Consider the following 26140-nt stretch of genomic DNA (forward strand, 5'->3'; position numbering starts at 1 on the left):
TCCCTCAAATATCTAGATATGAGGGTACCTTACATCAAGTCTCGGACGTCTGTCAGCCGTCCTGTTAAGGCCGCTGCGGCAGCCATTGCCGGGCTCAGCAGGTGGGTGCGTCCTCCGCGGCCCTGACGACCCTCAAAGTTACGGTTCGAGGTCGCGGCACAGCGCTCGCCCGGTTGCAACTGGTCGGGGTTCATCGCCAGACACATCGAACATCCTGCCAGACGCCATTCGAAACCGGCCTCTTTGAAGATGTCGGCCAGACCTTCTTCCTCGGCCTGCAATCGGACCAGACCCGAACCGGGCACGACCATTGCGCGCATCCCGTCCTTGATCTTTTTGCCTTTGAGGATTTCAGCAGCGGCGCGGAGATCTTCGATCCGGCCATTGGTGCAAGACCCGATAAAGACGGTGTCGATTTCCACGTCGCTCAGCTTCTGACCGGCTTCCAGTCCCATGTATTCGATCGAGCGGCGGGCCGCGTCAACTTTGCCGCCTTCGAAATCTTCGGGGTTCGGCACGGTTGCGGTGATCGGCAACACGTCTTCGGGGCTGGTGCCCCATGTCACCACGGGCGCGATATCTTCGCCGCGCAGGGTCACGACCTTGTCGAAATGCGCGCCTTCATCGGTGTAAAGCGTTTTCCACCACTCCATTGCGGCTTCCCACTGGGCGCCTTTCGGGGCGTGGGGGCGGCCTTTGACATATTCGAACGTGGTCTCATCGGGGGCGATCAGGCCCGCGCGGGCGCCGCCTTCGATCGCCATGTTACAGACGGTCATGCGGCCTTCCATCGACAGATCGCGGATCGCTTCACCGCAATATTCGATGACATAGCCGGTTCCGCCAGCGGTGCCGGTCTCACCGATCACGGCCAGAGTGATGTCCTTGGCGGTCACGCCCGGCTGCAATTTGCCGGTGATCTCGACCTTCATATTCTTGGACTTCTTCTGGATCAGGGTCTGCGTGGCCAGAACATGCTCAACCTCAGAAGTACCAATGCCGTGGGCCAGAGCACCAAACGCGCCATGGGTGGCGGTGTGGCTGTCGCCGCAGACAACGGTCATGCCGGGCAGGGTCCAACCTTGTTCGGGGCCGACGATGTGGACGATGCCCTGACGGACGTCATGCACCGGGTAGTAGTGAATACCGAAATCCTTGGCATTCTTGTCCAGCGCTTCGACCTGAATGCGCGATTCCGGGTTTTCGATCCCGTTCACACGATCCGGCGTGGTGGGCACGTTGTGGTCCGGCACCGCGATGGTCTTTTCCGGTGCGCGCACTTTGCGGCCCGCCATGCGCAGCCCTTCGAACGCCTGCGGGCTGGTCACTTCGTGAACCAGGTGACGGTCGATATACAGCAGGCAGGTGCCATCGTCGGCTTCATGCGCGACATGGGCATCCCAGATCTTGTCATAGAGTGTTTTGGGGGACATCGGTCCTCTCCCGTATGTAATGAGAAATAGCTGGCGAGGTGGCTTAGGCCGCCGATAGGCGGGCCAGAACCGTGCGGGCAGCCCCATAGAACCGTTCGCGCAGACGGGCGCGATCTTCAAGGTTCTGAATCTGGGCTACGGTGAGTCTCATGGCGTCCAGATATATTGCCCATAGCCGTCAATCAAGGTTCAAAACCGCGTCAGGCTTGCATCATGGGGCTGTGCTGTCCAAGCTGCAGGTATGAATCAAGACCTGATCCCCAGCTCGCTGTCGGACCTTTATGACAACATGGTCGCGGGCTTTTCTGTGCAATTCGAAAACCTTCTTGAACTGGTGGTCACGCCGGGCTGGCGTCAGCACCAGCTGGTGATCATTCTATTGCTATGGGCTTTGGCATTTGGCCTTAAGCTTTTCACGCAAGGCCGGTGGGATTCTTGGGCGCGGGCGCGCACTGGGTGGCCCAAATGGCGTTTGCGCGTTTTAGTACAGCTGATGCAGCGCTTGACGCTGGTCTATTTCGTAGTGCTGTCCTGGGCACTGTATCTGGTCATGCAGCAGATCACATGGCCGTCCCGCAGCTATATCATTGGCGTTATCGCGACTTTGGCGACGGCGTGGTTGGCCATAGCGCTGGTGGCGCGACTGGTGCGCAACCGGACGCTGCGGCGGATCTTCAAATGGGCCATGTGGGTCTATGCAACGCTTGTTGCCCTGAATCTGACTGATGACGTGGCCGAGTTTTTGGACGGAGTCGCGATTTCTATCGGAGATCTTCATATCTCGGTGCTGGGGATCATCAAAGCGACGCTGTTGATCGGTGTTCTGCTGACGTTGGCGCGTGTGGGTACGCGCGCAGCCGAACGTGGTTTGAAAAGCAATGATGACATCACGCCTTCCATGCAGGTGCTATTGGCCAAAGGCATTCAGGTGGTTCTGTATGGGGCCGTCTTCATGGCTGCGATCCGGACGCTAGGATTTGACCTGACCGGAATCGCGCTGCTGTCTGGTGCGATCGGTGTGGGCATCGGGTTTGGGCTGCAAAAGGTGGTGTCTAACCTGATCTCGGGAATCATCATCTTGATGGATCGCTCGATCAAGCCGGGCGACGTGATCTCGCTGGGGGATACGTTTGGGTGGATCAACGCGCTGGGCGCGCGTTATGTCTCGGTCGTGACACGGGACGGGCGGGAATACCTGATCCCGAACGAAGATCTGATTACCAGTCAGGTCGTGAACTGGTCGCATTCCGACAAGTTCGTGCGGCTGGATCTGGAGTTTGGTACCAGCTATGGCGACGATCCCCACAAGGTGCGCGCCACCGCTATCCGTTCAGTGAAGTCCGTGGCCCGCGTGCTGAGTGGCGGTCTACATGAACCGGTCTGCCATATCACTGGATTCGGGGACAGCAGCGTCGACTACGTGCTGCGGTTCTGGATCAGCGATCCGACCAAGGGGCTGACCAATATACGCGGCAATGTCTACCTAGCGCTCTGGGATGCGTTCCAGGTCGAGGGTATCTCGCTGCCCTTCCCGCAGCGCGAGGTGCGCCTGCTGCCCGACGCAGACCCGCAACAGATCGCAGAGGATTGACGCGGCATTGATGGCGCGTTCATTGAAATGTTGCATTCCCCTTGTTACCTTATTAGTACCCCGGCGCCGGGATTTGATGGCGCGCAGCAAAGGAGGACTATGTCCTGTCTCTACATACCCAGGCGGGGTTGCCCGCCGATGACGGGGCCAGCGTGATGGCCCACTCTCAGTCAATCAGCGACAAGCTGCTTGAGCGTATCCTTTCCTCACTTTCCGATGACAAGGCCGAAGACGTCGTGCAGATCAACCTGCAAGGTAAGTCTTCTGTTGCGGATCACATGGTGATTGCCTCGGGTCGGTCGACCCGTCAGGTCTCGGCCATGGCGGAAAAGCTGACAGATCGCATCAAGCAGGAATTCGGTTTCACCTCGAAGGTCGAAGGCAAGGATGCCGGCGACTGGGTGCTGATCGATACGGGCGACGTTATCGTCCATATCTTCCGCCCCGAAGTGCGTGAATTCTACCAGCTGGAAAAGATGTGGCTGCCCGCAGGCGGCAGCGCCTCGGCGAACTGAGGCGCTATCCCGGCCTGTATTGAAAGGCCGGAGGCGAGAGAGATATGCGGATTAGCATAGTTGCGGTCGGGCGATTGCGCGCCGGACCCGAGAAGACCCTGCTTGACGATTACCTGACACGCTTTGACCGGACCGGACGCGCTTTGGGCCTTGGTCCTGCGCGGGTGATCGAGGTTGAAGACAAGAAAAACGCTGGAATGGGCGCCGAGGCGACGCTGCTTCGCAAGGCGCTGCCCAAAGGCGCGGTCATCTGTACTCTGGACGAACGGGGCCGTGTGATGTCCTCGCCGGAATTTGCCAAAAAGCTGGGCGGCTGGCGCGATGCCGGGCGGCAAGATTTGGCGCTGATCATCGGCGGGGCAGACGGAATAGACCCTAATCTGCGTGCCGAGGCGGATTTTTCGATCTCATTTGGTTCGATGGTCTGGCCCCATATGCTGGTCCGTGTGATGCTGGCCGAGCAACTCTATCGGGCCGCAACCATTCTGTCGGGCGGCCCTTATCACCGGGTCTGATATGGCGCAGCTTTTGATCGTTTACCATTCGCGCACCGGCGGAGCCCGTCAGATGGCCGAAGCCGCGGCCGAGGCCGCGCGGGATGAGGCGGAGGTTGTTCTGAAACCCGCCGATCAGGCCGGGTCAGAGGATTTGCTGCAAGCCGACGGCTATATCTTCTGCGCGCCCGAGAATCTGGCCGCGATTTCGGGTCTGATGAAAGAGTTTTTCGACCGCAGCTATTATCCGGTGTTGGGTCGGATCGAGGGCCGCCCCTACGCGCAGATGATCTGCGCCGGGTCTGATGGCGAAAACGCCGCGCGACAAACCGCACGCATCGCAACCGGTTGGCGGTTGAAAGAGGTGCAGCCGCCGCTGATCATCTGCACCCATGCGCAAACACCCGAGGCGATTCTGGCCGAGAAAACCATCCCCGACGACCAGCTTGAAAATTGCCGCGAGCTGGGTCTTGCCATGGCCGCCGGTTTGCAGATGGGCGTGTTCTGACCTCAGTTCAGGTCGACCACAAAGGTATTTTTGGCCCAGCCATCCGTATTGGTGCGGGCCTGTACCTGCACTTGCGACGTGCCCGCCGGGATCGCCACACCGCTTAGTGAGCGGGTAAAGGGCTGTTCATTCTCATGCGGGTGATGCAGCACGCGCAGTCCCAGCTCTTTCCCCTCCATATCCAGCACACGCCAGCCATCCGCATAGTCATCCCACCCGGTTTCAGGATGTGAGACGGTCACATCGAATCGCCATGTGCCACCGTTTGATTTCGCGGTGACGGCTTCGATCACGGGGTCATCTGCAAGGGCCGGAGTGGCCAGAAGGGCGCTCAGAACGAGATATCTCATGATATGAACTTAACCTTTTGTGGTGAGCTGAGGGATCACGATCCGGTGTTGAGGAGAATTGTGCGGGAATGCGATGCGAATTCACGCCGATAGAGCATGGCCAGCGTGATCACCGTGCCCGCAATCAGCGCATAGGGGCCCAAGATCCATGCAACAGAAGCCAGCGCAAAATAGGTCGCCCGCAGACCACGATTGAAACTACGCGCGGCGGTGACGCAAATCTCGGCCGCTTGGGCGGCGCGCGGATAGGCGGCGGGCTCTTCAGGGTCATTTGGCACAGCCGCCATCAATACGGCGCAATAGCCAAACAACCGGTGTGCCCAGACATATTTTAGAAAAGCATTCGCCAAAAACAGCAGGATCACAAGAATTTTGACCTCCCACACCAGCGCGGGCGCGGTTCCCAGTGCCAGATCCTGCGCCAGCCCGGCCAGGCGCTCTGTGTTGCCCAGCAGAGCTAGTCCACCCCCGATGGCAATCATCGTGGTTGAGGCAAAGAACGTGCTGCCCTGCCGCATCGTGCCGACGACCTGCGCGTCAAACATGCGCGGCTGACGGGTCACCATTTCTTTCATCCAGTCTCGGCGGTAGTCGTCCATGATCATTCCGACCGAGGGCTTGTTCGGTGACGGGTTTTCGATCCGCCAGCCGATCCCCAGCCACGCGCCGATCAGCAGGGCGATACCGACGAAATCCAACGGTGCGAAGGGCATTGATTGATAAATCCAGGACATGCATTGGACCCTACGTTTTACGGGAAAAACTTGCCAGATCGGAAAATTGGTAATATTATTTTACCAAACTGGAGGATCAGCCATGGAAATGCCGACGCCTAACCCTGACGTTCTGCGCCGAAAGGATGCGGTGTTGCGCCGTTTGCTGCAAGTGCTGCCTGAAGACGCCGTTATTCACGACCCGGCCGAGACGCGCGCTTATGAATGCGACGCGCTGACAGCTTATCGTTGCCCTCCGATGCTGGCGGTGCTGCCGTCCACGACCGGCGAAGTTTCGGACGTGCTGCGCATCTGCAATGAAGAGGGGGTTCCGGTGGTGCCGCGCGGCTCGGGTACCTCGCTGGCGGGTGGGGCGTTGCCCACGGCTGACAGTGTTATTCTGGGCATTGCCCGGATGAACGATGTGTTGGAGACCGACTATGACAACCGCATCATCCGGGTGCAGACCGGCCGCACCAACCTGAGCGTGACCGGCGCGGTGGAGGCGGAAGACTTCTTCTATGCTCCTGATCCTTCATCGCAGCTGGCTTGTGCGATAGCGGGCAATATTGGAATGAATTCGGGCGGGGCGCATTGTTTGAAATATGGCGTGACCACAAATAATCTGTTGGGCGTCAAAATGGTGATGATGGACGGCAGCGTGGTCGAGATCGGCGGCGCGCATCTGGACGCGGGCGGGTTGGACCTGCTGGGCGTGATCTGTGGTTCGGAAGGGCAGTTAGGCGTTGTGACCGAGGCAACGTTGCGAATTCTGCGAAAGCCCGAGGGTGCCCGGCCCGTGCTGATGGGGTTCGATGATAACGAAGTCGCCGGGCAATGTGTCTCTGACATCATCAAATCGGGCATTCTGCCGGTGGCGATCGAATTCATGGATACACTGTGCATCAAGGCGTGTGAGAATTTTGCGCAGGCGGGCTATCCCGATTGCCATGCTTTGCTGATTGTCGAGGTCGAAGGATCAGAGGCCGAGATCGACTATCAGCTGTCCAAAATCATAGAGATTGCCAAGCGTCACAATCCGGTCGAGCTGCGCGAAAGTCAGTCGGCTGAGGAAAGCGCGAAAATCTGGTTGGGTCGAAAATCCGCCTTTGGCGCGATGGGGCAGATGAACGATTACATGTGCCTCGATGGGACAATCCCAGTTTCTGCCTTGCCGCAGGTACTGCGCCGTATCGGAGAGCTGAGCGAGGAATATGGCCTTCCGGTGGGCAACGTATTCCACGCGGGCGACGGCAATATGCACCCGCTGATTCTGTTTGATGCCAACAAGCCTGGCGATCTTGAGAAATGCGAGACGTTCGGCGCGGAAATCCTGAAGCTGTGCGTGGATGTGGGTGGCTGCCTGACCGGCGAGCATGGTGTGGGCATCGAAAAGCGGGATCTGATGTCGCATCAATACGCGCCAGCGGACCTTGAAGCGCAGATGGCCGTCAAGGATGTGTTTGATCCGAACTGGTTGCTGAACCCGGCCAAGGTGTTCCCGCTGGATGTGTCTGAGGCGCGCCGGATTGCAGCCGAGTAAGGGGGCGCTGCCCCCATCGCGGCAAGCCGCGATTCCCCCGAGGTATTTTTGAACAGAAGAAGTGTCATGAGACCTGAAACAGAGGCCAAAGTGGCCGAAATAGTGGCCGGGCTGCAGGGCCCCGTGCGAATTGCCGGTGGTGGATCCCGCGGGATCGGCGGGCCAGAGATGACCATCGAAACCGGCGGACTGAGCGGTATTTCCCTGTATGAGCCGGGTGCGCTGACGATTGTGGCGCAGGCCGGTACTCCGGTGGCCGAGATCGAGGCCGCGTTGGAGGCCGAAGGGCAGCAATTGGCGTTCGAGCCGATGGATCATCGCGGTCTGTTGGGCACGAATGGTGCGCCGACCATTGGCGGTGTCGTGGCCGCTAATATCTCAGGCCCGCGCCGCATTCAGGCCGGGGCTTGCCGTGATTTCCTGTTGGGCGTGCGATATGTCGATGGCAAGGGCCATGTGGTCAAGAATGGCGGGCGGGTGATGAAAAACGTCACCGGCTATGATCTTGTCAAACTGATGGGCGGGTCATGGGGCACGTTGGGTGTTCTGACCGAAGTGTCGCTGAAAGTGCTGCCCAAGCCAGAGGCGGTGGCGACATTGGCCTTGCGCGCTGATGATGTCAGCGAGGCTGTTGCGGTGATGTCAGCGGCGTTGAAATCCCCGTTCGAAGTGTCGGGTGCGGCCTATGACCCGCAAGAGATGCGGGTTCTTCTGAGGGTCGAAGGGTTCACGGACTCTGTCGCCTATCGCGTTGAGCAGTTGAAATCGACATTGGCCGGTTTCGGAGAGATTGCTGAGATCGATGGTTCGGTCGAGCGGTGGCAGGCCATTCGGGACGTATCTGCGTTTCATGGTGTGGATGGGGATGTGTGGCGGATTTCGGTCAAACCTTCGGATGCGACCGGGATTGCGCAGCGGATTGGAGCGGATCGAACCCTCTATGACTGGGGCGGCGGGCTGATCTGGGCGCTGGTGCCCAAAGGCACGGACCTGCGCGCACGTCTCGGCGCTTTTGAAGGTCACGCGACCCTGGTCAGGGCCGATGCCGAAACGGTTGAGGCCCTGGGGCGGTTTCAGCCGGAAAACGCCGGAATTCAGGCTCTGACACAGGGCATTCGACAGCGTTTCGACCCGCGCGGGTTATTCAACCCGGGTCTGATGGGGTAAGCAGATGCAGACAACATTCACTGAAAAACAACTGCAAGACCCGGCGATTCAGCGCTCGAACGAGATCCTGCGTAACTGCGTCCATTGTGGGTTTTGCACCGCCACATGCCCCACCTATCAGGTGCTGGGCGATGAGCTGGACAGCCCGCGCGGGCGGATTTACCTGATCAAGGACATGCTGGAAAACGAGCGTGTGCCGGATGAGAAAACGGTCAAACATATCGACCGCTGCCTGTCCTGTCTGGCCTGCATGACCACGTGCCCGTCCGGTGTGCATTACATGCATCTGGTCGATCACGCGCGTGAATATATCGAACAGAATTACAAACGGCCCTTCACCGACCGCGCCCTGCGCTGGGTGCTGGCGCAGATCCTGCCTTATCCGATGCGGTTCCGATGGGCTTTGATCGGGGCTAAGCTGGGCCGTCCGTTCAAATTCCTGATGCCAGATGCGCGGTTGCGGGCGATGCTGGATATGGCGCCAAAACATATCCCTCCGGTCAGTCGCAACGACGACCCGCAAAGCTTTGCCCCCAAGGGTGCGCACAAAAAGCGTGTGGCGCTTATGACGGGGTGCGCGCAAAAGGCGCTGAACACTGATATCAACGATGCCACTATCCGTTTGCTGACCCGGCTGGGGTGTGAGGTTGTCGTGGCCGAAGGTGCGGGCTGTTGTGGAGCGCTGACGCATCACATGGGCAAGTCCGATGACAGCCACAAAGCGGCCGCTGCCAATATCCGCGCTTGGGTGGCCGAGATGGACGGGGACGGGTTGGATGCCATCGTCATCAACACTTCGGGCTGTGGAACGACCGTGAAGGACTACGGGCATATGTTCCGCAATGACGCGTTGGCCAAAGATGCGGCGCGGGTGTCGGAGATTGCCATGGATATCAGCGAGCTACTGATGCAGCTGGATATGCCCGAAGGTGGCGAAAAGGGTCTGACTGTGGCCTATCACGCAGCCTGTTCGTTGCAGCATGGTCAGAAAATCAAAACCTATCCCAAGGACCTTTTGAAACGTGCAGGGTTTACTGTGGTCGAACCTGCGGACAGCCATCTGTGCTGTGGCAGCGCCGGAACCTACAACCTGATGCAGCCCGAGATTTCCGGGAAACTCAAACAACGCAAGGTCAGGACGCTGGAGGCTGGTAACCCTGATGTGATTGCCGCAGGCAACATCGGATGTATGATGCAGATCGGATCGGCTACCGAGGTTCCGATTCTGCACACGGTCGAGTTGTTGGACTGGACGACCGGAGGGCCCCTGCCAAGGGCCATGCAGCAGGACCACAGGCCGGACCGCGAGGTGCCGATCTTAAGGTAGGTATCTGTTCCGGCGACGCACTGGTCGCGTTCAGAACCCGGCTGTCAAGCGAGCGCCCTAATTTCGCCTTACGCACTGCGTAGGAGGATAAGTCGAAGCTACGCCGGAGAACCGCTTGCGAAACTGGATCAAGGTCTTAGCACTGGCGCTGATGCCCATGGCCGCAATGGCTCAGGATTCAAGGTTGAAAAGCCTGGAAACCACCGATGCCGGGCGCGAGTGGATGGCTGTTGGGCGGCTGGATATCGGCGGTGCCGGGTTTTGCACAGGCACCCTGATTTCGCCGACTATTGTACTGACCGCCGCGCATTGTTTGTTTGACAAGGTTACTGGCCAACGCGTGGACTTGTCAGATGTCGAGTTTCTAGCCGCATGGCGCTTGGGTCGAGCGTCGGCCTATCGGGCGGCGCGGCGAGCTGTCATTCATCCCGAATACCAGTTTGGCGAGGACTCCACTGCCCGGATTGGCAGCGATATCGCGCTGGTCGAGCTGTGGCAACCGATCCGCAACACCACCGTCATCCCGTTTGAAACCGGCGCACGCCCGGCGCGAGGGGAAGAGGTTGGCGTGGTCTCATACGCGCAGGACAGGGCTGAAGCGCCATCGTTGCAAGAGGTCTGCTCGGTCATGACCCGACGTTCGGACGTTTTGGTGATGTCCTGTGATGTGGAATTCGGCGCGTCCGGGGCGCCTGTGTTTTCGTTCGAAGGCGACCGCCCGCGCATCGTCTCGGTCGTGGCTGCCAAGGCCGAATTCAATGGCCAACGTGTGGCCGTGGGCACAACGGTCGAGGATTCACTGGATGTTCTGCACCGTGAATTATCCGCCGGGCGCGGGTTCATCGCCGACACGCCGCCAGGAGCGGCCCGCAACAATGTGGGTGCGAGGTTTGTCAAACCGTGACGCGTATTCTTGCGACCCTATTGTGTCTGCTGGTGATGGCGACAACCGCAAGCGCCCAAAGTGCCAAGCGCAAGCTGACCGACCGGGAAGACCTCTATGGTTGGGAAGCGGTCGGGCGTCTGGATATCGGAACCCAAGGCTTTTGCACTGGCACCCTGATCGCGCAGGACATTGTACTGACCGCCGCGCATTGTGCGCTGGATAGGGCAACGGGCCGACCCTATGCGCCGGGGCAGGTGACGTTCCGCGCGGGTCTAAGTCAGGGGCAATCGCTGGCAGACCGAAAGGTTGTACAGATCGCAGTTCATCCCGATTATGCCAAGCATCCATCGCTTTCGAATGCTGGCGTTCGGGCCGACGTTGCCCTGATGAAGCTGGAACAACCGATCCCTCTTTCCATTGCGGACCCTTTTGCCTTGCACAGCGGGCGTGTGACGGGGGGTGAGGTCAGCCTGGCCTCGTACGGGCGGGGTCGATCCGAGGCGATTACCCGCGAACGGTCCTGCGATATTCTGCAAAGAGTGCAGGGGCTAATCCTGTTTAACTGCGATATCACCTTTGGGTCTTCGGGCTCGGCCCTGTTGGCGCGCAAAGGGTCGCGCTGGCAGATTCTGTCGGTGGTTTCGGCGGTTGGCGCAGTTAATGGCCGCAAGGTTGGGTTTGGCATGGAACTGGCCGGAATTGTCTCGGATCTGAAGGCCGATCTGCGCCGCGACGCACCGCAGCCCAAAGCCTCGATCAATCGTCTACAGGTCGGGTCGGGCAAGTCCAATTCCGGTGCGAAATTCATCAGCCCCGGCGGGGGTTGAACTCGGCCAAATCGTTACCCATGTGAACTGTATCGGGTCGCCACGAACGGGGCCTGATACAGCAAACCGCCCGTCCGAACCGGAGGGCATATCGTAGATCGCTCAGACTTGAGGATATGACACATGCGTACTTTTGATTTTGCTCCGCTGCACCGCGCAACCATTGGCTTTGACCAGATCGCCGACATGATGGATCGCGTTCTGACCAATGACGTGGCTCAGCCCAGCTATCCGCCTTATAACATCGAAAAAACCGACGCTGACGCCTATCGGATTTCCGTCGCTGTCGCCGGTTTCGCCGAGGCCGATCTGTCGGTCGAGGTGAAGGAAAACGCCCTGATCGTGGCCGGCAAGAAAGCCGCCGAGGACAAGGACCGTTCCTACCTGCACCGTGGCATCGCCACCCGCGCGTTCGAGCGCCGCTTTGCACTGGCTGACCACGTCCGCGTGACCGGTGCGAGCCATGAGAACGGCATGCTGAACATCGACCTCAAGCGCGAGGTGCCCGAAGCGCTCAAACCGCGCCGGATTCAGATTTCGTCTGGTCAGGCCATCGAAAAGGACGTGGTTGACGCCAAAGCCGTGAACTAAGGCCGTCCGACCACCGCGATAGTCCTGCCTCTCGGGGCTATCGCAGACTGCACGCCCCGCGTACCTCCAGACGCGGGGCGTTGTTCCCCAAACCAATATCGATCCTGCGCAATAGTGCAGAGGTTGAATGTTCAACGAGCTACTTGAACCCAGCCGTCTTGATCTGGGTCGGTTCCGTGGTGGGTAGGGGTTCGTTGGGTCTTACATGACCAAAAGTAAGGACAATTGAGTGCGAGTGAATGGAAGGAATCTGAAATGAAGAAAGTAACTGTATCTTGCTTGCTTGTGGGCACGCTTGCGTTAGCGGCGTGCGGGGCGCCAACGACACCAACACAGGCCCAGGTCCAGCACGATGCGCGTTGCGCAGCAGGTATTTTGGGTGGCGCGGCTCTTGGTGGCGTTGTCGGCAATCGCTTTGGCGGCGGGTCAGGTCAAACACTGGCGACTGCGGCAGGTGCCGGACTTGGAATGTATGCAGGTCAGTCGGCTTGCAACTGACGAAAAGTTACATGCTTAACAGTTTAGCGCCGCGCAGGTAATGCGCGGCGCTTTTAATTTAGGAATATGTGCTTCAGTTCCCAGCCGTCACCTGTCCGATCGACCAGAACATCGTCTCGCCTGAGGCATCGTCGACGCCGTCATTGTCGGTCATCACAAACGCCTCGCCCGAGGGCAGGATGGCCAGACCTTCGATCTTGTCCAGAACGTACCCGCCGGTTGAGGTCAGGTCAGGTAGCAGGTCGCGAACCTCTTCCTTGGTGACCACTGGCAGCTCACCACCCAGCGGGGCAGGGGTCATTTCTGACAGCGGGATGCGATAGATCTTTTTGGTCACGGCGCGGTGGTCGTGCTGGTTGTCGCGTTCAATGACATAGACATGATCACCAAAGGCCACGATCTCCGACAGACCGACCCAGCCTATTTCCGGGTCAGCCTTGGGATAGTGCACTGCACCCCATTCCTTGGTTTCCAGATTGTACGCGACCAGTTTCACGTGGTTTTCCGGGTCGTCCTTCCATTCGCGCTGTACGGCCATCCACAGGGTTTCGCCGACTTTGGTTATGCCCTCGAAACCGAAACGCTTCTCGACTGCCATCAGTTCAGGCGGCAGGCCGATCTCGCCTTTGCGGTCCTTGATCTTGCCTTCAGCAGAGACGTGGTAGATCGCGTGCGGGATAACGCGGTCGGTCCGCCCTTCGGACGCGACATAGAAGCCACCCTTGCCATCCAGCGTGATGCCCTCAAGGTCCAGCTTTTGCGCCGGGTTGCCGTCCTGACGGTGAATGCGGATCACGTCCACGATGCGGGCGGGCTGCTGGCTAGGGTCGATCTTGAAGATCGAGGGCTGGAAGCCGTAAAAGCTGTCATTGACCGCATAGATCATGCCGTCTTCATCTGCGACCAGACCGGACAGCGCACCCCATCCAATCAGCTCATCCGCGCCTTCCGATGTCAGGTGCGGGTAGGCGGCGGGCGCATCCTGATATTCGAAGATCGACACATGTGCACGCGGGCCACCATCTTTGATCAGGTCTTTTTCGTTGGCCGAGATCAGCAGGTTCCGCTCGGGGATCGCCACATAGCCTTCCGGTCCAACGCCTGATGGCAACAGTTGTTTCAGAACCGGGTTCGCGGGGTCAGTGGCGTCATAGACACCCACGACCGAGGCGCGCTCCGCCCCGACAAAGATCATCGGCGTACCGCCAAAGGTGGCTGCGGTCACGCTTTCCGGCTCAACGCCTTTGCTGTCCGAGCGTTTGTCGGGGTAGTGACCGATCTGGATGATGGCTTTCTCGAACTCGGTGCCGTTTTCGTAAATAACGGTGCCGTTCTTGTGGAAGATCGTCCAACCACGCGAGCCGCCCTCATAGTCGCCTTCATTGGCGGTGGCGAAGTGGTTGTCGTCGATCCATTTCACCGCGTCGGGTTCACGCAGGCGGCCCGGCTGACTTTCGGTGAAAATTAGCGCGCCACGTTCATCGGTGGCATCGATGCCTTCCAGATCCACGCTGCCGGCCGAGAAATGGCTGATCACGGTGCCATCTTTGGCAATAACCGCGATGTGGTTATTTTCTTGCAGGGTGACGACGGTTTCACCCAAGCTGTTTATGTCCACGAACTCGGGCTCGGGGTCGGTCGGCGCAACCTCGGCCAAACCGGTCAGCGAGGCCATTTTCATGCCTGCACAATCCAGCGCGCCATCTTTCAATGGCACCAGAGCCAGCTCACCTGCAGGTTGCTGTGGGATGAAACCGTCGTTCAGATCTTCGTCACGCTCATTCTCAATGGCGACGGCGACAAAGCTGGCATCCGGGGCGATTGCGACGCTGTCAGGCTGACCGCCCAGATCACAAGCGCCGGTTTGCGCTTTGCCCGCAATATCGACCGAGATCAGCTTGCCCGAGGGTGCGGTGTAGCTGTCCGACGTGTTCACGCCAACAAAAGCCGTCGAGCCAACGATTCCAACTGAGGTTGGCTCGCCACCCACCTCCATCGCACCCAAAGGTGCCGGGTTCGCCGGGTCGGCGATGTCGACCATACCGATCACGCCCAGCGGGCTGTCGGTATAGACCAGCGTCATGCCATCTGCAGTCGCCGCGATAATCTCAGGCGAGGTTTCGCGGTTCATATCCGCACCCTCAGCCATGTTCTTCACAACTGGAAATGACGCAATTCGGTTGAAATTCATCTCTGCCACGGCCTGACCGGCGGTCAGGGCCAAGGCAGATGTCAGACAGACACAGCGCAATGACATCGGTTGGTATCCTCTCTTGCTTAGTTGCAAGGGGGGATGGACGTGGTTCATTACGCTGGCGTGACGGTTTTGTTTCAAATTGGTGACAAGATGGGCTGCCTTCTTGCTGCCGCGATGCGATTGTTCGTTTCAGGTCGCGCCCAGATTGCAGGGTCTATCTTTTGCCATGTATTTTTGCCAGTCTTTGCAGGAATTTTCCGCCCAAGGGGATGTAAATAGGCGTAACATTGCCTATCTTATTGGGGATTTTAACAAAAAAAGGGATAGCAGATGTCGAACCATCAATTTGACGCCTTGATCGAAGAAACGCAGACGAAAGTGCGTGAAAGCCAGTCGCAGATCGAAAGCCTGACCTCGCGGATTGACGCGGCGCGGGCCAAGATTGGCACGGCCGAGGCAGATATCGACATCGAAAACGCCACGCTTGAAGACGTACATGCCCATACCGAGGTGATGAACGCCAATATTGCTGAGCTGATTATGGGGCTGGATGACGTCACCAACGCGTTCTCCAAGGATTTCGACGAGATGCGCTCGAAAACTGGATGGGAGAGCTTTGTGGGCATTTTCGCCAAAGCCAAGTCCGAGTCGATGCGGCAGGAACGGATGCGCACCGCCAATATCGACGACAAGCTGCAGGACCTGATCGCCAAATCTGACGTGATCGTGAAACTGCTGGAAGGGCAACTATCTGTGCTGGAGGAACAGCGCGTCAAGGTTGAAGACAACCTGACCGGCACGCTGGACGACCGTGAGGCCACCGTGGCCGAATTGGAGGCGTTGCGCGCAGAAATTCAGGGCATGGACCCGACCATTATTACTCTGGAAAACAAGATCAGCGTCGAACAGGACGCCGCCGCGCGGACCCAGTTAGAGACTGAATTGGCCGAGCTGAACAAGCAATACAACGCCAAGGTTCAGGAGGAACAGGTCAAGCTGGCCAAATCCCAAACGCTGGAGCGTTATATCGAAAAGGGCAAGACCTGGGTCGATTCACTGCAGAACCAGGCGGCGACGCAGATGGTGCTGATCAACAAGCTGCAGACAGACACGCAACAGCGCGTCGTGCTGTATGACGCCCTGACTAAATCGCTGAAAACGGCGCAGCAGCAAGACGTGGCCCACCGCATCAACGAGATCGGCGTTCAGACCGACCAAGAAGCGCAAACCGCCATGGCCGCCATCGGCACCGCGACCAACCAGAAAATGGCCGACATGCTTGAGGCGCACGAAGGCCACATGGTCTTTGCCCGCGACGTGTTGGAGAAAAAAGCTAAGGCGGATGAACGCTTTGCCCGCCGGTTTGCCTCGATTGTCGAGAAGCATGATAAGAATTTGTACGGGGGATGACTGATTTCGAGAAGAGAACCCTAAAGCTATTTGTCATCACTTCAGCCTTTGTCAGTGTGATCGCTTTGGCTTTTGGCATTACTTATGAGAATGGATCTGCAATTGCGACTGGGTCACTCGTCGCAGCTGTGAGCGTGCTGGTCGCGTTCCTGGGGCTTGCTCAATTCTGTGCCGAAAAACTCAGAGACTACGGTTTGGGAGAAGGTACAGAACACTTGTACGGCAAGGCCCATGCGAAGCGTGTTTTTGGCGAAAATTACAAAAAACCTCTAAATGACTGACCCTACCCAAGATCATGTCGGCCTGACCGACACCTTCGCCTCGCGCCGATATTTCCGCAAATTCGAGGTGATCTCCGTCCACCTCCTGCGCGTGGCTGCGACGATGGAGGCTGAGGGCGCGATCAGCAAGCAAGAGGTGCGGATCGTGTCGCGCTACCTCTCGGGGCTGCTTTACACCTTCCGCGCGCTGAGTATGAAATACCTGCTGGTCGGTCGCGACACGGGGCGGTTCTTTGGCAGCCTTGCTATGGACAAGCGCGACAGCGGGTTTCCGGTGTCGGCCGAATTGCTGACCATGGCCAACGACGCGCAGCAGGCGAAGGTGCATCTGGCGAATATGCCCTCGGAAGACGATCTGAAAACCGACATGGTGCGGACGATCATTGGCGACCGGGAAATTCCGACCAAGCTGCAGTTCGCGCTGTCTCAAAGGCTCTATTACGAGGAATTGCTGAAAGGTCAGTTGTTCTGGTCCCGCAACGATCCCGAGTGCCACTGGATTGGAAATGAGGGTGAGCGGCGCAAGTTCCTGATCCATTGGGCGGTCTATGACAGCCAGATCAACCTGCCGGTCATCTACATGATGCAGGTGGAGGACAGTGGCAGGACAGCTCTGCCCAAAGACCAACGCCGCTGGCCCGAGGTGCAGGCGCATCTGATGGCGCAATCCTTGGGCGGGTTGAAGCTGGTGACGATTGCCAAGGGGTTCGATCAGGATTTCGACGACCTGCACCCCAAACACCTGCGCCGCATCCATGTGGGGCCGATGTATTCCTCGGCCTATACGGAACAATCCGGGCCCCTGCGGCAAGTGCTGGAGGACGCGCAGGCCCCCGAGGGTCAGGATTGGGCGCTGGCCTGGACCACCGAGGAGTTGGAGAGCGAGGATGTCACCGAGGAACGCGCTGGGTGGTTCTCGACCGTTGAGCGCGAAATTTTTGCTTTGGATCCGTTCGGCGCGCAAGGGGCCGAGACTGGGGCCACGCGCACGCAGCGGTCGATCATCCTGCCTCAGCGCCCGTTTCAGGTTCTGGCAGAGCGCGACCCGCCGGGTTTTGGTGACGTGCGCAAATTCGTTGTCAGCAAGACGGGGCAAGTGTTGCGCTATTAGATTTTTTGCCTCCGGCGGAGGTATTTTTGAACAGAAGAAGCAAGGGCAGTTTTTGAGATGAGTTTGACGTCAGATCAGATGGAATTGCGCGAAGACGATATTCGTAAGCATTACCCGGCAGCGACCGCCTTGCTGAACGGGTTCGAGCATGCGCCGCGGATTGCCAAACCGGTTGAGGCGGCGGTCGAGCGGTCCTCGGGCGTGTCGACGGGGCGGCGGTTTCGATCCACCACACCGGGGTTGGTGACTCGGCGTACCGTACGCGTGGATGGGGTGCATCTGGTCGAGCGGATCGAGGCTGCGGATGATGGCGATGCGTTGGTTTCTCCGCAACAGGCCACGACGCAGCAGGCTGTGCGCCGCGCGATTGCCATCGCCCTGGCCGTGGCCGAGGCTTATGCGGAGCAAACCGCTCTGGCCGATCTGAAGCGCGCCAATCTGGCGGGGGATTTGCCCGCTGCGCGCAAGAGCGAGTTTTCGGAATTGCTGACGGCTGAGGCTTTGATTACATCTCACACCTTCGGCAATGCACTGGCGTATCTGATGTCGTCCCATCTGGGCGAAACCACCGTTGATCTGGGCGAGATTGAAGAAATTCTGACCGACAATGGCCAGCTTGCGCTGCACGGTGCCTTGTGGGAGCTGGATCAGATGTTGGCGAAACACGCCCCGGACGATGCGCATCTGATCGCGGCCACCAGCGCCTATGCCGAACAACTGATGGACAAGGCCGCCCTACGCGCGCAGTCGGCGGGTCATTTGACCCCGTTCCAGAACGCCGCCTGGCATATCGAGGCGGATGACTTGACGATCCGGGGGTTCGAACCCGCCTCCAAAGCCAAATCCACCACCCTGACCATGACGTTCAAGAAACCGAACGAAGTGGTGGGCAACCATATCGCGAAATATCAAGCGATGAAACTGGCCAAGATGGTGATGGCCTACGACTTTGACCGCCGCCTGAACCCGTTTGCGGAACTCGGTGGGTTCATCTTTACCTTCATGGGCGACGGCAAACCGGGCACCGGCAAGACCACCCTGATCCAGATGATGGCCGGGTTGATTAACGACTATTGCCAGAACGCGGGCTATCCGTTCCGCTATCAAAACCTGAGCACCGACAATATAGACAGCTATCAGGGCAAATCCGGTCAGAACGCCAAGGCGTTTATCAACACGATCATCGACCCCTCGGTTATCGGCTTTGGCACCATCGATGATATCGACCAATTGGCAGGCAAACGCGGCGACCGGCAGTCCAGCGCGGGCCAACTGGAAATCACCGCCGTGCTGATGGAAAGCTTTGCAGGTGCCAACACTGTTGTGCGCGGCAATTGCACCTTTGGCATGTTCTCGAACTACCCCGAGAATGTGGACGACGCCCTACGCCAGCGGGCGGGCGCGCGGTTCCTGGTGGACGGGCCGCAAACGCGCGAGGATTACATCGACATCCTGCACCTGTTAATGGGCCGCAACCACGATATCCCGCTGGGTGAACACGACGCCTATGCCGCGCAGGAGATTAAAAAGGCCGTCGCCGCCAGTTTCGAAAGCCACTCCCGCCCGCATGAGGACGCCTTGCTACAGGTCTATGACCGGGTTTCCGGTGAGATCGGCCAGATGGACACAATTGCCAAGCTGGGCACCTACCTCAAGGCGATCCAGCAGGCGGACGAGCGGTTTACGGGTCGCGCGATCAAGAACATCACCGACGCGGTCAAGGTCCGTGCGATGGATTTCGAACTGCCGGATGAGTGGATGGAGAACCCCGACCTGTTCCTGTTCCGCGACTACGACACCAAGAAGGGCATGATCGAGGAGCTGCGCCAGCCGATCACGGTCGAGATGGTGATGCAGGAAATCAACCGCTACGCCGACAGCGAGTTCCGCTATGCCGACAAGAGCGATGAGATCGCGATTGAGGACGCCGTGCGAGAGATGGGCCGAATGGAAGAGGCCAAGCGGCGATATCTGGAGGGGAAAGGGTGACGGCTACTTTGATCAAGCAATCAAACTGTCCAGATCAGTTGGCTGAAATGCCTTCACGTTTTCTTGGTCGGCCGTTGTTACCTCATGTGATCGCGCAGACTTTGAGCGTCAGAGCGCGCACTGATGCGCTCTGTCAGTCAAAGGAGAAAGAGACATGACGTTGACAGTCGCAATCACCGGTTTGGCCCTTGTTCTGGGCCTGATTTTGCCTTTGCGCTGGGGTGTGATCGGTTTTTTGGCTGCCGTAGCGGTACTGTTCCTGACCCAATTCGGCGTGAACGCGGGTGGCGGGTTCGAGGGCACCTCATGGGAAGAGACGCTGATCCTGTTTGAGGGCAGCGTGGTGTCTTACATCGGGTTCAACCTGCAAATCACCGCGCGGGCGTTTGCGTTGCCGTTGTTGGTGTTGGCGGTTGTTTTTGTACGCCGTGCGACAGCGAGTGCAGATTAGTCGATATTCATTCAACAAAAAGGAAAGGATAGGGCCATTTGAAATCCAAAGGACTGAAAAGGATCATCTACATTCTAGCGCTGCCTTTGTCGGGCGCGTGGCTTATAGTCTTCGCCGAGTTCGGAGAGTTATGGCCGTTTTCCAACATTCCAGTCGAGTTGGACGGTCAAACGCCTTCGAGCGCTTTTAGGAAGAGCTTTTTTGGGTTGGCCGTCGTCGTTTTCGTGATTGTAGACTTACCTAACATTCTGGGATGGAACGACCGTGCGAAGCGACTGGGCTCCCATTCAAACGAAGATACGACCAATGCTTGATGTACGAAACGTTGTCTGTGAACTCCCAGCGCGAATTCTACTCTTGGAGGCCTTCCAATGATCCGCCTCATCGAAAAAGGCCTGATGTTCGGCAATCTCGTCCACATCTCCAGCCCGGCTTTGGTCGAGCGGTATAACCGCGCGTTGCAGCATCTGGCGGGCAAGGCCACTCAGCTGACGGATTTCCACGTGGATATCTCGGGCTATTCCCCAGAGATCGGGCAGGAATTGGACGACCCGCTCTACCTCAATCCAAACGGGGTGAACCGGCAGTTCATCCTGCTGACGACCGAGCAGAAACGCGCGCCTTTGCTGAACGTCAAATTCTCGACCTCGCGCGACATTCTGCGCGAGTTTATCGAGATGAACGAGGCGCAGTTGTTCGCCCTGACCGCCACCGATGCCGTGGCCGGAGAGCTGGTGAACTCGGTCTTCAAACTCAGCACGCCCAATGATCTGCTGAACCTGCGCAAGATTGAGATCGAGGCCGATACGGTCGGCGGCACCTTGCGCAAGGCTGAACAGCTTGCGGGTTTGGTCGAACGGTTCAAGACCGAACAGGACGCCTGGTTCGATGATGTTCTGATTGCCGAGATGATCGATACCGCCAAGGACACCGGTGACGTCACGCGCAACCCGGTTCGGCTGCGCCACACAGCCTTTGAGCAGCCGAATTTCTGGACCGCGCATTATGGCGGGCTTTACCTTTTTCCGGACCTCGACCATCCGGCGGCGATCTGTATGGGTGATACGCCTGACGATCTGTCGATGAAGTATGTGTTCCACAAATCGCAGCGCAATCAGATCGCCAAGTTTCTGGGCTACAACAATCTTGTCGAAACGGTCATCGAGGCGCGCGGCGTGGATTCCGCCGCCATTCTGCAACAAAAGATGGATTTTCTGACCGTGGCGGCGGCTGCGGGTTCAGGGGTTGATCTGACAGGGTTGGAGCGCCGCGACATGCGTCGTCTGGCCCGAAACCACGCCGACCACCTGCCCGATGCCTATCACGGGTTGGCGCAATTGCTGCGCTGGGCGACCGATGGCGGGCCGTGGCCGCGAATCACTTCGGACCATCCGGCCTATTTCTACACCCTGCGCGCAAAGGACACCCCGCATCGGGATCTGGTGAATATGCTGCTGGCCGAATTGGCCCCGTTGGACCCGCGCCAGTTGTTCATCTGCCACAAGGAATTGTTCTACAGCACCTACAAAACCTGGCCTGAGAACAAGAAAACCTATGTTGCCGACTTTCTCGCGCGCGAGTATCAGGTGGACAAGGCTGGGGCTCGCGCCGCCTTGTTTGGGCATGAGCCCGACATGAGCGGCCAGGACCGGGTCAGTGAGGCGGTGATTGCGCGGGTCGGCCCCTGGGGCGCATTGGAGAGAGGGTGAATGTTCGTCGCGTTACGATTTCTGATCCCCCTGTTGATTGTCCTGACCGTGATCTATGTTGGGCTGTCGATCTATTCCCGTCTGGTGCGTCGCCGCAAGCTGATTGCCCATTGGGAAAAGAAAGGGTTGCGCGGTGATCGTGACGCATTTCTTGAACGTGGGATGCGGCAGTATGACAACTCGTTTCGCAAGAAACTGTTGTTGGGTGTCTATGTCATCCCGCTTGGGGCGATTGCCCTGTTGATCTATATAACAAATTTCATGTGAGGACCGGATAGATGGTCTATGTCAAATGGGCGTTCATCATTGTGTTCTGGGGGCTGATTGCCTCGGTTTTGGAATACACTCTGCCACAACAGGATGTGGTGCGTATCGTGAAGACCGAGGTGCGGCGCGTCGATTTCGGTGAGAATTCGATCTTTTGGGCGCAGCAGGACACTGGGCAAGAAGGTGCGCAGACCGTCAACCGCGACGTGCGCTTTGTCGAAACCTTCCGCCCCAACGGCAAGCCGCGCGTCTATCGCAACGAAGATACCGGTTGGGGCTGGCCACCCTATTTCAAGTTGGATAGTTCCAACTTGCAGGCCGAGTTGACCAACCTTGTTTCGACAGCAGACAACCCGCAATGGGTGGTTTTGCGCCACTATGGCTGGCGCAATCAGCTGATGTCGATCTTTCCCAACGCTGTTTCCGTGCGCCCCGTCGACAGCCCGGATGTGCGCCTGATCCCCTGGTTCAACATCATTTTTCTGACGGTGCTCGCAGCGCTGATCTGGGCCATTTGGGTGCGCTGGCGACGCTTCCGCGCGGCGCGGGTCGATCCGGTGATCGAGAATGTTGAGGATGGGCTCTACGCTGCCGGCGACGCGATCGGCGAACAAAGCAGCCGTTTCAAAAAGTGGCTGAATTCCTGGAAATCGAAGTAACGTATTCCAGATACCGGGTCTGCTGCCATTCTTTGCTGCAGCAGACCTCTCTATATCTAGCGAACAACAAATTCCGCATGGAGCGCCCCAGCGGCTTTGATTGTCTTGAGGATGTCGATCATATCACGCGGCGACACACCAAGCGCGTTCAGGCCGGCGACAACCTCGGACAAGGTTGTCGCCTCGGGAATTTCGGCCAATCCCGTGCCTTCTTCCTCTTCGATCCCGGCGATCGTGCGGGACACCACAACAGTTTCTCCCCGCGCAAATGGGTTGGGCTGTATCGCAATTGGGGCTTCCTCGACCGTTAGGGTCAGGTTTCCTTGAGAGACCGCAACGCGCGAAATGCGCACCTCTTGTCCCATTACGATTGTGCCTGACCTTTGATCAACGACCACGCGGGCCTTTGTTTCGGGCTCGACCAGTATGTTCTCGATCCGACCAATCGCGTGTGCTGTTGATATGGCCTGAGTGGCGGCGATGTTCAGCTCAACGGTGCCCGAATCCCGCATGATGGCAACAGGTCGGTTGAATTCGGTATTGATTGCCACTTCGATCCGGCCTGCGGTGGTGAAATCCGGTTCGCGCAGGGCCAATCGCATCTGTGTCAGGGTCGACAGATCAAAGTCGATTTCCCGTTCCACCCGCGCACCCGAAGGGATCACGCCCGCGGTCGGCACGCCTTGCACCACCGTTGCGGCCTGACCTTCAGCCGAGGCACCGCCCGCAAGAACTGTACCCTGCGCGACCGCATAGATCTGCCCGTCGGCGGCGTTCAGCGGGGTCATGATCAACGTCCCACCCAACAGGCTGCTGGAATCCCCTATGGCAGAGACTGTCACGTCAATCTGCCCACCTACCCGCGCAAATGGCGGCAGGCTGGCTGTCACCAGCACAGCCGCTACGTTTTTGGGACGAAAATCTTCGCCGGTGACGTTCACGCCCAGCCGTTCCAGAATGTTCGACATGATCTCTTCGGTGAAGGGCGAGTTGCGCAACCCATCCCCGGTTCCGTTCAGCCCGACCACAAGACCATAACCGACCAGATCGTTGCCGCGCACTCCGTCGAAATCCACCAGGTCTTTCAGGCGGATTGCACCGGCAGATGCCAGGCTGGGCAGCAACATTAAAAGGAAAACAAGAACTCTCATCTCAGGAAATTCACCAGTGACAGGTTGGCGTTGCGGACGGTGACGGAATACAGGCTTTCCAACTGGAACTGGACCGTTTGCAGCTGTGCCGCCGTTTCATAAGGGTCTGCGGCGATCAGTTTGTTGCGGCTGTATTCCAAACTGGTGCGGGCGGCATTGTTGCGCGTGGCGGCTTGTTCAATCCGCGCCTCGGCCACACCGACCCTGGCCCGCAGATTGACGGTTTCGTTCTGGGTGTTGGCCAGATCGACCCCGAGTTGCTTGAAGAGATCTGTTCGCTGATCCCTTGTAATTCCCAGGGCTGGATCTGCAACAGCGGCTGCGACAGCGATATCGCGCAAGGCCGCCTTGAGCGCAGGATCGGTTGCCGTCACCGGGACTCTGACGCTTTCTGATTCCGATATTTGCATTGGGGACAGCGTCGTTGCAGAGCCCTGATAGATCACCGCATCAAAACCTGCTGGATCGTTGAACCAATCCTCGGCGCGCTGACGGATATCGGTCACTGCGACCGCGCCTGTTAGCTCGGTCTTGAGCGCGGTCAGCAAAGTTTGCGCAGACGGCAAAGGAGATACATCGGTCGCCGTTCCGGAAAACAGGCTGCGCCCGCCCGCCCGCGTGTTCAGCGCAGAAATAACCGTGTCCAACTCATTCTGCGCCTGAACCGAGGCGTTTTCGTGGGTCACGGCCTGGTTGGATGTTCCGAAAGACAGCAGAGATGCAGTGATTTCCGAGACGGAATGGTCAACGGTTGTCAGGCTCAGCTGCATGGCATCGGTGAACAACCCGGCCTCGGACGTGGCGACCTGAAAGGCATCAAGTCGGGCAAGGCTGCGATCCAGATCCAAGAGATGCGAATAATCTCCGTCCAAACGGCCCGATACATCCTGCACTTTGCCGGTGGCCATTTCGTAGGACAGTGTTTCGATCTGGTTTTTGATGTCGGTCGCGCGAGTTTTCAACGTCAAACCCCGCGCCAGATCTCCGATAGACGTCAGAACCATTCTTACAACCTCAACAGGGTTTCCATCAGCTCATCCACTACCGAGATCAGCCGCGCATTGGCGGCGTAGGTCTGCTCGATCTGGATGAGGCGCTGTAATTCCTGATCCGTGTCGACGCCCTGCTCGGCTTCGATCCGGGTCATCTCTTCTTGCGTGCTGTTGGCGAAAACCAGACGCTGATTGGCCGTATGCGCGTCGGCCCCGGTTTTGGACATAAGCGCTTCGGTCAAGTCCGAGGCGCGCATATCTCCGGTGCCGAAAACCGGGTTTGCAACCGGCCGGGCCGCACTGAGGATGGCGCTGAACGCATGCAATTGCGAGGCATCCCCCGGATCACCCGGAGCCGCCGCCCCAAGCCCCGCGCGCAGCCGCCAGCTTTGGCCACCCGCATCAGGATCGACGATTTGGTTCAGACTGATCCGCGACGCAAGTCCAGCCGCAGCAGCCGGGTCAAACCGATTGCTTGCATCCGTAAACACCCCTGCGTCAGTGGCGAGGGCGGTCGGGTCCAGCCCCGGTGTTTCGAACCGTTCGATCAGGTCTTGGGCCACCGTGTCCAGATTGGACTGAACCTCAACTGCAAGCGCGTCGCGGATATGGAACTGCGCGGCCAGTGCGCCGCCTCGGATCTGCGCGTTGTCGCCTAATGTTCGAACCGAGTTACCGTTTAGTGTCAGACCCGAAAGCAGCCCGTTGTCGACGGTCATATGGGGCTTGGTGTCACCGGTCGTGGTGTAAGAGAACTCGGCCGCGCTGCCCTCTAAGAGGATCAAGCCGCCGTCAGAATAGATCGATACCTGATCATTCGCGCGCGGCACGACGTTGACGGGTAAGATCTGGTTCACCTGATCAATCAGTACTTGGCGCTGATCCAGAAGCGCGCCGATGTCGCCCCCCACATATTTCACGGCGGGGATTTTGGCGTTGATCTCTTCCAGATCTTTGAGCGTCTGGTTCAGGCTGTCCACCTGTTTGCCGATTGTGCGATCAGCGTCCGATCGCATCTGACGCAACCCTTCCGAGGTCGCGTTCAATTTGTCTGCAAGATCGCGCCCCGTACGCGCCACCTGATCCAACCGTTCGGACGACTCGGGCAGGCTGGCGGCGGTAATCAGACTGCCGTCGAAATCGGCAAGCCTAGCCGCGAGCGAGGTCGCATCGTCGGGTCCGCCCACCAGACGTTCGAGTTGAGTGTGAAACCCCGAAACTACCGTTTGAAGGGAAAGATCCGCGTCCGCGCTTCGCCTATTGGCCGTCAGGACCGGGTCCTGGTGCCGAACCACGCCGACAGTTCGAACGCCGTGGCCGGAAATCGTGTTGGTCGTCAGCTCCAGCGACCTGCGCGCGTATCCCGGTGTCAGCGCATTGGCGATATTGCCGGAGACAACAGCGGCGCCACGGCTGGCGGCGGTCAGGCCGCCGATGGCGTTGTTCAAGGCTGTCGACATGTTCATGAGACAGATCCCCC

The 26140-nt window shown here is 58.6% G+C and carries 27 protein-coding genes; 19 read left to right on the forward strand and 8 right to left on the reverse strand.

Translation table 11 applies throughout. From position 1 onward, the window contains the following. Nucleotides 1-29: 29 nt before the first annotated feature. Both leuC and GOV80_RS16405 read right to left on the reverse strand, forming a co-directional pair. Complete coding sequence (gene leuC, locus GOV80_RS16400) at nt 30-1433, reverse strand: 3-isopropylmalate dehydratase large subunit (RefSeq protein WP_170786357.1); 1404 nt, start codon at nt 1431-1433, stop codon at nt 30-32. 43 nt (nt 1434-1476) lie between these two features. Continuing rightward, nucleotides 1477-1584 (reverse strand): isopropylmalate isomerase, encoded by a 108-nt coding sequence (locus tag GOV80_RS16405; RefSeq protein ID WP_174819376.1) that lies wholly within the window; start codon nt 1582-1584, stop codon nt 1477-1479. A 90-nt stretch (nt 1585-1674) separates the two neighbouring features. Between GOV80_RS16405 and GOV80_RS16410 the strand changes: the two genes are divergently transcribed. The 4 genes from GOV80_RS16410 to GOV80_RS16425 all read left to right on the forward strand — a co-directional run bounded on the left by GOV80_RS16410 (nt 1675) and on the right by GOV80_RS16425 (nt 4541). Further along, a complete protein-coding gene (locus GOV80_RS16410; protein ID WP_170786359.1) occupies nt 1675-3024 on the forward strand; it encodes a mechanosensitive ion channel family protein in 1350 nt (449 codons plus the stop codon). A gap of 155 nt (nt 3025-3179) precedes the next feature. Next, nucleotides 3180-3539: a ribosome silencing factor gene (rsfS, locus tag GOV80_RS16415; protein ID WP_039525373.1), complete on the forward strand. Its 360-nt coding sequence runs from the start codon at nt 3180-3182 to the stop codon at nt 3537-3539. Between the two features lie 44 nt (nt 3540-3583). Continuing rightward, nucleotides 3584-4054: a 23S rRNA (pseudouridine(1915)-N(3))-methyltransferase RlmH gene (gene rlmH, locus GOV80_RS16420; protein WP_170771073.1), complete on the forward strand. Its 471-nt coding sequence runs from the start codon at nt 3584-3586 to the stop codon at nt 4052-4054. Between the two features lies 1 nt (nt 4055). After that, nucleotides 4056-4541, forward strand: coding sequence for a flavodoxin family protein (locus tag GOV80_RS16425; protein ID WP_170786361.1), 486 nt, complete (start codon nt 4056-4058; stop codon nt 4539-4541). Nucleotides 4542-4543: 2 nt separating this feature from the next. Here the strand turns inward: GOV80_RS16425 and GOV80_RS16430 are convergent, their stop codons facing one another. After that, complete coding sequence (locus GOV80_RS16430; protein WP_170786363.1) at nt 4544-4891, reverse strand: hypothetical protein; 348 nt, start codon at nt 4889-4891, stop codon at nt 4544-4546. A gap of 35 nt (nt 4892-4926) precedes the next feature. Beyond that, nucleotides 4927-5625 carry a DUF599 domain-containing protein gene (locus GOV80_RS16435; RefSeq protein WP_170786365.1) on the reverse strand — a complete coding sequence of 233 codons (699 nt, stop codon included), beginning with the start codon at nt 5623-5625 and terminating at the stop codon, nt 4927-4929. 82 nt (nt 5626-5707) lie between these two features. Between GOV80_RS16435 and GOV80_RS16440 the strand changes: the two genes are divergently transcribed. The 7 genes from GOV80_RS16440 to GOV80_RS22570 all read left to right on the forward strand — a co-directional run bounded on the left by GOV80_RS16440 (nt 5708) and on the right by GOV80_RS22570 (nt 12443). Continuing rightward, entirely contained in the window at nt 5708-7147 is a 1440-nt protein-coding gene (locus tag GOV80_RS16440; RefSeq protein ID WP_170786367.1) for an FAD-linked oxidase C-terminal domain-containing protein, read from the forward strand. Nucleotides 7148-7213: 66 nt separating this feature from the next. After that, nucleotides 7214-8314: an FAD-binding protein gene (locus GOV80_RS16445; RefSeq protein ID WP_170786369.1), complete on the forward strand. Its 1101-nt coding sequence runs from the start codon at nt 7214-7216 to the stop codon at nt 8312-8314. Between the two features lie 4 nt (nt 8315-8318). Beyond that, nucleotides 8319-9641: a glycolate oxidase subunit GlcF gene (gene glcF, locus GOV80_RS16450; protein WP_170786372.1), complete on the forward strand. Its 1323-nt coding sequence runs from the start codon at nt 8319-8321 to the stop codon at nt 9639-9641. A gap of 115 nt (nt 9642-9756) precedes the next feature. Next, nucleotides 9757-10545, forward strand: a complete 789-nt coding sequence (locus tag GOV80_RS16455) for a trypsin-like serine peptidase (RefSeq protein ID WP_237215887.1) — start codon at nt 9757-9759, stop codon at nt 10543-10545. Beyond that, complete coding sequence (locus GOV80_RS16460) at nt 10542-11354, forward strand: trypsin-like serine protease (RefSeq protein ID WP_170786374.1); 813 nt, start codon at nt 10542-10544, stop codon at nt 11352-11354. The genes GOV80_RS16455 and GOV80_RS16460 overlap by 4 nt, the downstream gene beginning before the upstream one ends. A 123-nt stretch (nt 11355-11477) precedes the next feature. Next, complete coding sequence (locus GOV80_RS16465; protein ID WP_170771055.1) at nt 11478-11945, forward strand: Hsp20 family protein; 468 nt, start codon at nt 11478-11480, stop codon at nt 11943-11945. A gap of 255 nt (nt 11946-12200) precedes the next feature. After that, entirely contained in the window at nt 12201-12443 is a 243-nt protein-coding gene (locus GOV80_RS22570; protein ID WP_170771051.1) for a glycine zipper 2TM domain-containing protein, read from the forward strand. Between the two features lie 73 nt (nt 12444-12516). On the opposite strand, the gene GOV80_RS16475 is transcribed toward GOV80_RS22570, so the two are convergent. After that, nucleotides 12517-14700 (reverse strand): esterase-like activity of phytase family protein, encoded by a 2184-nt coding sequence (locus tag GOV80_RS16475; protein WP_170786376.1) that lies wholly within the window; start codon nt 14698-14700, stop codon nt 12517-12519. Nucleotides 14701-14970: 270 nt separating this feature from the next. Here GOV80_RS16475 and GOV80_RS16480 point away from each other — a divergent pair, with 270 nt between their 5' ends. The 8 genes from GOV80_RS16480 (at nt 14971) to GOV80_RS16515 (ending at nt 22517) form a co-directional block, all read left to right on the forward strand. Then, nucleotides 14971-16050: a coiled-coil domain-containing protein gene (locus tag GOV80_RS16480; RefSeq protein WP_170786378.1), complete on the forward strand. Its 1080-nt coding sequence runs from the start codon at nt 14971-14973 to the stop codon at nt 16048-16050. Next, the gene (locus tag GOV80_RS16485) at nt 16047-16331 is read left to right on the forward strand and encodes a hypothetical protein (RefSeq protein ID WP_170786380.1); all 285 of its coding nucleotides are present in this window, start codon (nt 16047-16049) and stop codon (nt 16329-16331) included. The genes GOV80_RS16480 and GOV80_RS16485 overlap by 4 nt, the downstream gene beginning before the upstream one ends. Beyond that, the gene (locus GOV80_RS16490; RefSeq protein WP_170786382.1) at nt 16324-17442 is read left to right on the forward strand and encodes a hypothetical protein; all 1119 of its coding nucleotides are present in this window, start codon (nt 16324-16326) and stop codon (nt 17440-17442) included. Before GOV80_RS16485 ends, GOV80_RS16490 begins: the two co-directional genes overlap by 8 nt. Nucleotides 17443-17499: 57 nt before the next feature. Next, the gene (locus GOV80_RS16495; RefSeq protein ID WP_170786384.1) at nt 17500-19431 is read left to right on the forward strand and encodes an AAA family ATPase; all 1932 of its coding nucleotides are present in this window, start codon (nt 17500-17502) and stop codon (nt 19429-19431) included. A gap of 154 nt (nt 19432-19585) precedes the next feature. Next, nucleotides 19586-19882, forward strand: a complete 297-nt coding sequence (locus GOV80_RS16500) for a hypothetical protein (RefSeq protein ID WP_170786386.1) — start codon at nt 19586-19588, stop codon at nt 19880-19882. Between the two features lie 371 nt (nt 19883-20253). After that, complete coding sequence (locus GOV80_RS16505; RefSeq protein WP_170786388.1) at nt 20254-21591, forward strand: DUF6638 family protein; 1338 nt, start codon at nt 20254-20256, stop codon at nt 21589-21591. Further along, nucleotides 21592-21858, forward strand: a complete 267-nt coding sequence (locus tag GOV80_RS16510) for a hypothetical protein (RefSeq protein ID WP_170771035.1) — start codon at nt 21592-21594, stop codon at nt 21856-21858. 11 nt (nt 21859-21869) lie between these two features. Further along, entirely contained in the window at nt 21870-22517 is a 648-nt protein-coding gene (locus tag GOV80_RS16515) for a DUF1523 family protein (RefSeq protein ID WP_170786390.1), read from the forward strand. A 56-nt stretch (nt 22518-22573) separates the two neighbouring features. On the opposite strand, the gene GOV80_RS16520 is transcribed toward GOV80_RS16515, so the two are convergent. Genes GOV80_RS16520 through flgK form a run of 3 tightly spaced genes read right to left on the reverse strand, consistent with a single transcriptional unit; the run spans nt 22574 to nt 26126 of the window. Continuing rightward, on the reverse strand, nt 22574-23668 hold the full coding sequence (locus GOV80_RS16520) for a flagellar basal body P-ring protein FlgI (protein ID WP_170786392.1): 1095 nt from the start codon (nt 23666-23668) through the stop codon (nt 22574-22576). Further along, entirely contained in the window at nt 23665-24672 is a 1008-nt protein-coding gene (locus tag GOV80_RS16525) for a flagellin (protein WP_170786394.1), read from the reverse strand. Before GOV80_RS16525 ends, GOV80_RS16520 begins: the two co-directional genes overlap by 4 nt. A gap of 2 nt (nt 24673-24674) precedes the next feature. Beyond that, the gene (gene flgK / locus GOV80_RS16530; protein WP_170786396.1) at nt 24675-26126 is read right to left on the reverse strand and encodes a flagellar hook-associated protein FlgK; all 1452 of its coding nucleotides are present in this window, start codon (nt 26124-26126) and stop codon (nt 24675-24677) included. Between the last annotated feature and the right edge of the window lie 14 nt (nt 26127-26140).

The sequence above is a fragment of the Ruegeria lacuscaerulensis genome (assembly GCF_013034685.1).
Taxonomy (GTDB): domain Bacteria; phylum Pseudomonadota; class Alphaproteobacteria; order Rhodobacterales; family Rhodobacteraceae; genus Ruegeria; species Ruegeria lacuscaerulensis_B.

Excerpts from the sequence above, each read along its gene's own strand:
- leuC (WP_170786357.1), bottom strand. The coding sequence starts at position 1,433 with ATGTCCCCCAAAACACTCTATGACAAGATCTGGGATGCCCATGTCGCG.
- GOV80_RS16405 (WP_174819376.1), bottom strand. The coding sequence starts at position 1,584 with ATGAGACTCACCGTAGCCCAGATTCAGAACCTTGAAGATCGCGCCCGT.
- GOV80_RS16410 (WP_170786359.1), top strand. The coding sequence starts at position 1,675 with ATGAATCAAGACCTGATCCCCAGCTCGCTGTCGGACCTTTATGACAAC.
- rsfS (WP_039525373.1), top strand. The coding sequence starts at position 3,180 with ATGGCCCACTCTCAGTCAATCAGCGACAAGCTGCTTGAGCGTATCCTT.
- rlmH (WP_170771073.1), top strand. The coding sequence starts at position 3,584 with ATGCGGATTAGCATAGTTGCGGTCGGGCGATTGCGCGCCGGACCCGAG.
- GOV80_RS16425 (WP_170786361.1), top strand. The coding sequence starts at position 4,056 with ATGGCGCAGCTTTTGATCGTTTACCATTCGCGCACCGGCGGAGCCCGT.
- GOV80_RS16430 (WP_170786363.1), bottom strand. The coding sequence starts at position 4,891 with ATGAGATATCTCGTTCTGAGCGCCCTTCTGGCCACTCCGGCCCTTGCA.
- GOV80_RS16435 (WP_170786365.1), bottom strand. The coding sequence starts at position 5,625 with ATGTCCTGGATTTATCAATCAATGCCCTTCGCACCGTTGGATTTCGTC.
- GOV80_RS16440 (WP_170786367.1), top strand. The coding sequence starts at position 5,708 with ATGGAAATGCCGACGCCTAACCCTGACGTTCTGCGCCGAAAGGATGCG.
- GOV80_RS16445 (WP_170786369.1), top strand. The coding sequence starts at position 7,214 with ATGAGACCTGAAACAGAGGCCAAAGTGGCCGAAATAGTGGCCGGGCTG.
- glcF (WP_170786372.1), top strand. The coding sequence starts at position 8,319 with ATGCAGACAACATTCACTGAAAAACAACTGCAAGACCCGGCGATTCAG.
- GOV80_RS16465 (WP_170771055.1), top strand. The coding sequence starts at position 11,478 with ATGCGTACTTTTGATTTTGCTCCGCTGCACCGCGCAACCATTGGCTTT.
- GOV80_RS22570 (WP_170771051.1), top strand. The coding sequence starts at position 12,201 with ATGAAGAAAGTAACTGTATCTTGCTTGCTTGTGGGCACGCTTGCGTTA.
- GOV80_RS16475 (WP_170786376.1), bottom strand. The coding sequence starts at position 14,700 with ATGTCATTGCGCTGTGTCTGTCTGACATCTGCCTTGGCCCTGACCGCC.
- GOV80_RS16480 (WP_170786378.1), top strand. The coding sequence starts at position 14,971 with ATGTCGAACCATCAATTTGACGCCTTGATCGAAGAAACGCAGACGAAA.
- GOV80_RS16485 (WP_170786380.1), top strand. The coding sequence starts at position 16,047 with ATGACTGATTTCGAGAAGAGAACCCTAAAGCTATTTGTCATCACTTCA.
- GOV80_RS16490 (WP_170786382.1), top strand. The coding sequence starts at position 16,324 with ATGACTGACCCTACCCAAGATCATGTCGGCCTGACCGACACCTTCGCC.
- GOV80_RS16495 (WP_170786384.1), top strand. The coding sequence starts at position 17,500 with ATGAGTTTGACGTCAGATCAGATGGAATTGCGCGAAGACGATATTCGT.
- GOV80_RS16500 (WP_170786386.1), top strand. The coding sequence starts at position 19,586 with ATGACGTTGACAGTCGCAATCACCGGTTTGGCCCTTGTTCTGGGCCTG.
- GOV80_RS16505 (WP_170786388.1), top strand. The coding sequence starts at position 20,254 with ATGATCCGCCTCATCGAAAAAGGCCTGATGTTCGGCAATCTCGTCCAC.
- GOV80_RS16510 (WP_170771035.1), top strand. The coding sequence starts at position 21,592 with ATGTTCGTCGCGTTACGATTTCTGATCCCCCTGTTGATTGTCCTGACC.
- GOV80_RS16515 (WP_170786390.1), top strand. The coding sequence starts at position 21,870 with ATGGTCTATGTCAAATGGGCGTTCATCATTGTGTTCTGGGGGCTGATT.
- GOV80_RS16520 (WP_170786392.1), bottom strand. The coding sequence starts at position 23,668 with ATGAGAGTTCTTGTTTTCCTTTTAATGTTGCTGCCCAGCCTGGCATCT.
- GOV80_RS16525 (WP_170786394.1), bottom strand. The coding sequence starts at position 24,672 with ATGGTTCTGACGTCTATCGGAGATCTGGCGCGGGGTTTGACGTTGAAA.
- flgK (WP_170786396.1), bottom strand. The coding sequence starts at position 26,126 with ATGAACATGTCGACAGCCTTGAACAACGCCATCGGCGGCCTGACCGCC.